Origin of the sequence: Brevundimonas sp. TWP1-3 (assembly GCF_049896085.1) — a bacterium.
Lineage (GTDB): Bacteria > Pseudomonadota > Alphaproteobacteria > Caulobacterales > Caulobacteraceae > Brevundimonas.
Genome location: NZ_JAFCTP010000022.1, coordinates 1 through 1078, shown reverse-complemented (window position 1 = coordinate 1078; position 1078 = coordinate 1). Strand labels below are relative to the sequence as shown.

Below are 1078 nucleotides of genomic sequence, written 5' to 3'. Positions count from 1 at the left end.
CTTCGGCTGCATCGCGCTGGGCGCTGAGAATGTCGACCTGCTTGCGTTCCGCCGCAAGTTTCGCGGTGGCGGTGTCGAGCTTGGCGCTGGCCTGATCGATCCGCGTACGCGCCTGTTGCGCGTTCTGCACCGTACCGGCACTAACGCCCGCGAGGTGGTTGTAGCGATTGAGTTCTTGCTGAGCAAAAGCCATTTCAGCCTTGGCCGAAACTACCGCAGCCTGCTCCTGGGCAATCACCGAGGTCTGGCGCTCCAGCGTCGCTTTGGCATTTTGCAATTGGGCGCGAGCGACCAGGGTTTGCGCATCGGCCGCCTCGGCGGCGGCGCGCAGATCGCGATCATCGATCAGTGCGAGTAACTGTCCCGCCTTCACTTGCTCGTTGTCCTCCACCAGCACTTCTTTGATGAAGCCCGACACACGCGGCACCACCAACGTGAAGTCAGCGGAAACATAGGCGTCGTTGGTGTTCTGCTGCGTGCGTTTGCCGAACAGACCCGGCACCGCCAAGTACAGCAACACGCCGACAGCCAGTGCAGCCGCCACGGCGACGGCGATTTTTTGCTTTGCTTGAGTCGTCATAAAAACCTTCTGTTTCGTGAAGCAATCAAGTCGGCGCGCGAGGCGGGAACATCCGCGTCGGCAGCCAGAAAATCAGCAGAATCAGCGCCAGTGCCACGCCGCTCATGCACAAGTAGAGATCCGAAGAAGTCAGCACCACGGCTTGTTCGTGCAAGCGATGGGCGAGACCGGCGTCTTGCGCGGCCAGCGGCGAGTTGCCGAGACGATCGACCAGCATCGTCGAATGGAAATGCAGCCGCGCTGTGGTCAGCGTTTCGATTACCCCGGTGGCGATCACGGCCGCCATGCCTCTGATAGTGTTGAACCACGCCGAGGCGAACGGCCCTTCCATCGGCGAGATGCTGCCGGTGGCGAGCATCAATAGCGGCAGCACCGACATCGGCTGACCGAAAATCTGCAGCCATTGCAGGACATAGAAATTGTCGCGAATCCATACCGAAGTAATCTGCGAACCGCCGAAGCACGACAACGCGAGCATGCTCAAACCAATCCCGAGCA

The 1078-nt window shown here is 60.4% G+C and carries 2 protein-coding genes; both read right to left on the bottom strand.

Annotation, left to right across the window (positions count from 1 at the left end; all coding sequences use genetic code 11):
* On the bottom strand, window positions 1–580 hold a 580-nt coding region (locus ACP693_RS17685), incomplete at its 3' end, for an HlyD family secretion protein (protein WP_426050138.1).
* 25 nt (window positions 581–605) lie between these two features.
* The coding region (locus tag ACP693_RS17680; RefSeq protein ID WP_426050137.1) for a hypothetical protein at window positions 606–1078 on the bottom strand (473 nt) is incomplete at its 5' end.